This is a genomic window from Amorphus orientalis (assembly GCF_030814015.1).
GTDB lineage: Bacteria > Pseudomonadota > Alphaproteobacteria > Rhizobiales > Amorphaceae > Amorphus > Amorphus orientalis.
Genome location: NZ_JAUSUL010000008.1, coordinates 57,316 through 64,173 on the forward strand (window position 1 = coordinate 57,316; position 6,858 = coordinate 64,173).

A 6,858-nucleotide genomic window follows, 5' to 3' on the forward strand; every position below is an offset into this window, starting at 1 on the left:
CTCCCAGCCATCTGGCGATGCCCTTCACCAGAAGACCTTCGATCAGGCGACCTAAATGGCGGAAAAGCCTCACGCCCGTCTTGCCCCCTCGTCAGCCTCCATTTGGGGGCATTGCGCGCTCGCGCCGAACATGGAGGAGGAGCACGGCTACGACGATCGGACGGAGGCGAATTCCGAAGGCGACGTCTTCCACGACATCATGGAGAAGTGCCTCGTCAAGGAGCGGGACCCCTACTCCTTCGTCGGAAAGACCTTCACCCGCGGCGAGTTCGAGATCGAGATCGACGAGGCCGCCGCCGAGATGATCGCCGAAGGCATCGACCGGGTCGAAGACATCCCCGGTAAGCTCTTCGTCGAGAAGCGCGTGAAGCTCGATCGTTGGATGCCAGGGCAATTCGGCACGCTGGACATCGGCATCATCGGGCGCCGCCGCATCACGATCTGGGACAACAAATTCGGGCGTGTGCCTGTTTCTCCGGTCATGAACTTCCAGCTCCAGCTCTACGCGCTTGGGTTCTGGGACCAGATCGCCCGGCACATGACGTCCGTCACCGACTTCCGGCTCATCGTCTGGCAGCCTCGTGTGCCGAATGGGGGTGGGATCTGGGATACGACCCTCGAAGACCTGCTTGAGTTCGGTGTGCAGATGAAGTTTGCCGCCGAGGCGACCGAGGCGCGTAACCCGAAGGCGACGCCAGGGCCTTGGTGCCTCTACTGCCCGGGCGCAAAGGCTCGGAAGTGTGAAGCGCATGATGAGCACATGCTCCGCACGATTATCGATGACTTCGACAATCTGGACCACGACGTCGCGCACGACCTTCCGCCGAAGCCGTTCCACCTGATGCCGCCGGAGCAGCGGCGCTACTTGCTTGAGAACAAGCCCCTCATTGACCGGTGGTTTCAGCGCCTCGAAGCCGAGGCGATGGAAGATGCGCGCATGGGACGGCCGACCCCTGGCCAAAAGTTGGTCGAGGGGCGGCGCCCGCCGAGGAAATGGCGCGCGCAAGAGCGAGCCCAGAAACGCCTCGTTCGTCTCCTGGGCGAAGACGATGCCTTTACACGGAAACTAAAGAGCCCTGCCCAGGTCGAGAAGGAGCTTCCTCCGCGGATCTGGGAGCGCTTGTCAGACGAGATCGAGACCGGCGAACCCAAGCCGACCCTGGTCCCGGAACACGACTCCCGCCCAGCAATCACGCCGCTCATCGACCTTTTTGACGATGAATAGCACTTTAAAGTGGAGATGCACGATATGAGTGATCGAAAGAAAAATGACCCCTGCCGCGTCCAGCTCAAGGACGTCCGTCTGTCGTTCGCCCACCTCTTCCGAGCCCAGGCGTTTGGCGACGGCGAGGGCGAGCCCAAGTTCAACGCGAACTTCCTGATCGACCCCGAGACGAAATCGGGGCAGCGGAACCTGGATCTGGTCGAGGCCGCGATGGATGAGGCCAAGGCGATAAAGTGGCCCAAAGGCCCGCCGAAGCTGAAGGAGGACAAGCTCTGCCTCCGCGACGGCAGTGACACCGAATATGATGGCTACGAAGGCATGATGTTTGTCTCGGCCAACAACGCCAAGAAGCCCCTGACCCTCGATCGGGACAAGGTGGAGGTCGTCGAGGCCGACAACGTCCTCTACTCGGGCTGCTACGTGGACGCCATCATCCGTGTCTGGGGGCAGGACAACAAATGGGGCAAACGGGTCAACGCCAGCCTGGAGGCCGTTCGGTTCCGTCGCGACGGCGACGCCTTCGGCGCCGCTCCGCCCGACCCGGATGAATTCGACGACATCGACGACGATGAGGATGACGGCAAGTCGACCCGGCGTCGTTCCCGCGCTGATGACGACGAGGAGGATGAAAAGCCCCGCCGTCGCCGCCGCTCCAAGGACGACGATGACGACGAGAAGCCCCGTTCCCGTTCCCGTCGCCGGTCCCGAGACGATGACGAGGATGATGACGAGGATGAGAAGCCCCGTTCCCGTCGCCGATCCCGGGATGATGACGATGACGATGATGACGTCGACCGCCCATCCCGGAACAGTCGCAGCCGCCGTCGCAGCCGCGACGACGATGACGACGACATCTGATTGAAGATGCGCGAGCGGGCTCCCAGGTGACCTGGGAGCCCGACGCAGTTCTGATGATGATTCCCTATACCCTCGATCGCGAAGTCGAGTTCATCGACACCGAGACCTACCCCAACTACTTCCTCTTTGCCGCCAAGAGGAAGAGTGACGGCCGCGTCTGGTCGGTCGAGACGACCAGCCGATTGTCCCAGGAAGACCGCCGCCGACTGCGCCGCTTCGTCAGTAAGAAACGCACCGTCGGCTTCAATTCCCGCAATTTCGACATGCTCCTCATCGCCGCGGCGATCGACGGTAGATCGGTCGCCGAGATCAAGCGGCTTGCCGACGCCGTCATCGTCGAGAAAATGCGCCCCTGGGAGGTCGAAGAGGCGTTCGAGATCCAGTGCCCCAAGCGGATTGATCACATTGACCTCATTGAGGTCGCGCCGGGCCAAGCCAGCCTGAAAATCTACAACGGCCGCCTGCACGGGAAACGGATGCAGGATCTGCCCTACGACCCCGGCAAAACACTCTCAGACGAAGAAATTGAAGAGACCTACACCTATTGCGTGAACGACCTGGACGCCACCGGGCTCCTTTTCGACAGCCTACCTCAGCAGCTCGCTCTGCGCGCCCGGATGAGCGAGGAATATGGGACAGACCTCCGCTCGAAGTCAGATGCCCAGATCGCTGAGACAGTGATCCGATCGCAGGTCGAAAAGCGCCTTGGTAAGCGGCTCCAGAAACCGAGGTTTCGCACTGGCTTGTCGTTCCGCTATCGCGTTCCGAGCTTCATCAAGTTCAAGCATCCGGAGCTACGCTCGGTCCTGCGGCTGATCAAGGAAAGTAACTTCCGCCTCTCTCCGGGTGGCAAGGTCGTGCTCCCGGACGCGCTCAAGGCAGCCAGGATCTCGATCGGTGACAGCGTCTATCGGATGGGCATCGGTGGGCTTCATAGCTCTGAGGAGCGAGTTTCGCACCTTGCGGACGCGGACCACATCCTCGTCGACCGCGATGTGACCTCCTACTACCCCTACATCATCATGAACCTGGACCTCGCGCCCCAGCAGATGGGCTTGGCGTTCATGGGGGTCTATCGGGGGATCGTAAACAAACGCCTCAAAGCGAAGAAGGCCGCGGGGGCTCTGAAGGCCGAGATCAAGGCCGAAGAGAAGGCAAACCCGGAGGGTTTGAGTCGTCTCAGTGAACTCAAGAGCCGCCTCGATACGGAAACGGCCACCTCGGACACTCTGAAGATCGTCATCAACGGGAGCTTTGGAAAATTCGGCTCCCAGTTCTCGGTCCTTTTCGCCCCAGACCTCCTCATCCAGACGACGGTCACCGGCCAGCTTTCCCTCCTGATGCTGATCGAGCGCCTGGAGGGGGAGGGCGTACCCGTTGTCAGCGCGAACACGGACGGCATCGTCATCCGTTGCCCAAAGTCCGACGTGGACCTGATGAATGACATCGTCCGGGAGTGGGAAGAGGACACCGGCTTCGGGACCGAAGAGACGCCATATTCCGCGCTCTACTCGGCCAATGTGAACAATTACATCGCCGTTAAGCCGGACGGGGATGGGGTGAAGACCAAAGGGTACTACGCCAAAGCTGGTATCGCGAAGAACCCCGAGAACGAGATCTGCATCGACGCTGTGGTCAAATACATCACCGAAGGGGTTCCGGTCTCCAAGACGATCCGCTCGTGCCAGGACGTCCGAAAGTTCCTTACGGTTCGCACTGTGAACGGCGGCGCCGTTTGGAACGTCCGCGAAACCGAAGTGCCCCGGTACGGAAAAAACGGTCGGGTCCTGAAACCCGGCGTCGCATTCGACACCTCCGACGCCGAATACCTCGGAAAAGCAATCCGATGGTATTACTCCACCTCCGTTGAGGGATGCATCCATTATAAGACGAACAGCAATCGTGTCCCGAGAACACAGGGCGCCCGCCCTCTAATGGAAATACCCGACCGACTTCCAGATGACCTCGACTACAACTGGTACATCCGGGAAGCTCGATCGATCTTAGAGCAGATCAACTTCTTTGAGCCTGTCGTATAAATTACACTTCTAAGGGGTTATTATGCTCGAAAGCTACATCGAAAGAGCGGTTTGCAGACACGCACAGTCAACCGGTTGGATCGTCCGAAAGCTACAGTGGGCAGGTCGCATCTCCGGGCCGGATCGCTTCTTTGCCAAAGCCGGTCGAGTGGTTCTGATCGAATTCAAGCAGACCGGAAAGCGACCCAATAAAGCCCAGGCGCGCGAGATCCATCGCCTCAAGAGCCACGGCGTTGAGGTCCACGCCGTCGATACGATTGAGGACGGTATCCGTATCCTGGGCGGCAAGCACCCCGCCCGATCGGACGCCGACATCATATGAAGGCGCCGCGGAAGCGATCGGACCTCCTGCGTCCTCAGATCCGCTTCGTCAACAAGGTGAAGCGCCTACGGACGATCATCCTGGCGCTCCCGATGGGGGCTGGGAAGACCGTCATCGTTCTGACCGCCCTCCTTGACCTCCTCGACGATCGGAAAGTCAACAAGGTCCTGGTCGTTGCGCCGCTCCTGGTCGCATCGGCCACATGGCCCGACGAGTTCGAGGAATGGGAGCATCTGCGGGACCTCACCTGGACACTGGTCCGGGCCGAGGACGACGACGATGACATCGCAGACGCGCGCCGGGATGACTACCAGTTCGCAAGGGACGCTCTGGATCTCCCGATTGATCAAGCGGCCGCCTACGCCCAGCGCATGAGTACGCGCCGCAAGGAGTGGAAGCGTCGCCGCCTCATCCGCCGGGACACCGAGATCCACATCATCAATCGCGAAATGCTCCCGTGGGTCTGGGAGTATTTCGGACGCGGAAAGCGTTGGCCCTACGACGTACTCGTCGTCGACGAAGCGTCGATGTTCAAAAACGCGAAAATGAAGACCAAGCTCAAGCGGCTGACCCGCTTCGGCGTCGCCGTGAAGGCCCGGCCATTCATCTCGCGCTGCATCCTGTTGACCGGCACCCCCGCCCCGAAGGGCATCATGAACCTCTGGGGGCTGGCTAAGGTCGCTGATGGCGGGAAGCGCCTCGGCCGCAGCATGAAGGCGTTCAAAGACCGATGGTTCAACCAGGGTTACATGCGCTGGGAGATCGAGCCGAAGGATGGTGCGGAAGAAGACATCATGGCCCGCCTGGGGGACATCATGTTCTCCCTGCGCGAGGAGGACGTCGTTCAGCTCCCCCCGCGGATCGACCAGACGGTGAAAGTGACTTTACCCCGAAAGGTTCTCCAGGAGTACAAGCGCTTCGAACGCGAGCTGGTCTCGGAGGTCTATGACGTAGAGGCGGTGAACCGCGGCGTTCTACACAACAAGCTCCTCCAGTTCGCAAACGGCAGCATGTATCAGGAGGACGGCAAGGACGTCTGGATTCATGACAAGAAGCTAGAAGCCCTCGAAGCACTCATTGAAGACGCCAATGGCGCTCCTGTTCTGGTCGCCTACTCGTTCAAATTTGACCTCATGCGCATCCGCAAAGCCTTCAAAAGGGCCGTTGTATTTGGTGAGGGCGACGTTAGGAAGACGAAGACTCGTTGGAATAATGGTGATATTGGATTGATGCTTGCTCACGCGGCCTCCGTCGGCCATGGGCAAAATATTCAATACGGAGGTAGTATTTCGGTATGGTACGGGCTCACGCCCGACCTCGAATTATACCAGCAATTCAACAAGCGACTTCATCGGCGGGGTCAGAGAGACACGGTTTTCAATTATCACATCGTCGCCGAGGGAACCTACGACGAGAAAATCTTACCACTCCTGTCCGAACGCGGGGCGACGCAGGACCGCATCCTCAACTCGGTGCGGCTTCATCTTACAAATTAAAAGTGCCGAATCACTTTCGAAATTGACACTTATCTCCGCATGGCTTATGTCAAGCACATAATTTGGCGTGAGAGAGTGTTCAACGATGTCCCAGGAAGTCCCAGAAAATACCGCCCCGGCTCACCCAGAGTTTGCCAAGCGCTTCAAGACGGCATGCGATAATTATTCCCAGTGCCCACCGATGCAGAAGGGCCGGCTTGTTTGGATTCGTGATAATCTGGAATCGAGATTTAACATATCCGTAAAAGGCGAAGCAGTTCGTAAATGGCACTCTGGTATTGCCATCCCTCGCCCTAAAACCCTGTCAGCCCTGGCGAAGCTCCTCCATGTGGACGATGGCTGGCTTGCCTTCGGCCTGGAGAGCGAAGTCCCGTCGGCCGAGCGGAAATCCCGCCTTCTTTCAGATGACGGAGCGGCCAACATCGTCGTCGGCTTCATTCAGATGTCCGGCGGGTATTGCGCCTTCCCCGAGGACGGCGATCCCGATTGGATCGACTTCTATGCGATTCTCCGTGCCAAGCAGCGCAAGATTATGGTCTGCCCCTACCGCGACGGCGAGGGCGACAGCGGTCACTTCGAGGTTCCGAATGAACATCGTAATGGAATTGCCCTCGGCGTCTTTCGCACCGGCCCGACCTCGATCGACCTCTTCGTTCTGCCGAGTGAATGGATCGAGGAATTCGGAGAGCCCCGCGGCCCCTTCATCACGGCACCCGTGAAGCACTCGGGCAAGAAATGTCTGATGGGCGGGAAGGTACTCATGCCGATCCAGAACGTGGTAGATGAGCTGGTTGGTTCTCTGGACCGCTTGGGTTAGACCCTCTCGTTCATGGTATTGGCCATGGTACCGGCCAATTCAGCCAATCTATTTGTCTTTGATTTTCAATATCTTGATTTTCCGGTGGCGTTTCAGGGGGT

General features: G+C 59.2%; 6 protein-coding genes. All 6 read left to right on the plus strand.

Annotation, left to right across the window (positions count from 1 at the left end; translation table 11 throughout):
* Window positions 1-55: 55 nt before the first annotated feature.
* Window positions 56-1,225, plus strand: coding sequence for a DUF2800 domain-containing protein (locus J2S73_RS21195; protein WP_306887705.1), 1,170 nt, complete (start codon window positions 56-58; stop codon window positions 1,223-1,225).
* 15 nt (window positions 1,226-1,240) lie between these two features.
* The gene (locus tag J2S73_RS21200; RefSeq protein ID WP_306887710.1) at window positions 1,241-2,083 is read left to right on the plus strand and encodes an ssDNA-binding protein; all 843 of its coding nucleotides are present in this window, start codon (window positions 1,241-1,243) and stop codon (window positions 2,081-2,083) included.
* Between the two features lie 26 nt (window positions 2,084-2,109).
* A complete protein-coding gene (locus tag J2S73_RS21205; protein WP_306887706.1) occupies window positions 2,110-4,122 on the plus strand; it encodes a hypothetical protein in 2,013 nt (670 codons plus the stop codon).
* A 22-nt stretch (window positions 4,123-4,144) separates the two neighbouring features.
* Entirely contained in the window at window positions 4,145-4,444 is a 300-nt protein-coding gene (locus J2S73_RS21210) for a PDDEXK family nuclease (protein WP_306887707.1), read from the plus strand.
* Complete coding sequence (locus tag J2S73_RS21215; RefSeq protein ID WP_306887708.1) at window positions 4,441-5,940, plus strand: SNF2-related protein; 1,500 nt, start codon at window positions 4,441-4,443, stop codon at window positions 5,938-5,940. The genes J2S73_RS21210 and J2S73_RS21215 overlap by 4 nt, the downstream gene beginning before the upstream one ends.
* A gap of 85 nt (window positions 5,941-6,025) precedes the next feature.
* Entirely contained in the window at window positions 6,026-6,757 is a 732-nt protein-coding gene (locus J2S73_RS21220; protein ID WP_306887709.1) for a hypothetical protein, read from the plus strand.
* Window positions 6,758-6,858: the final 101 nt, after the last annotated feature.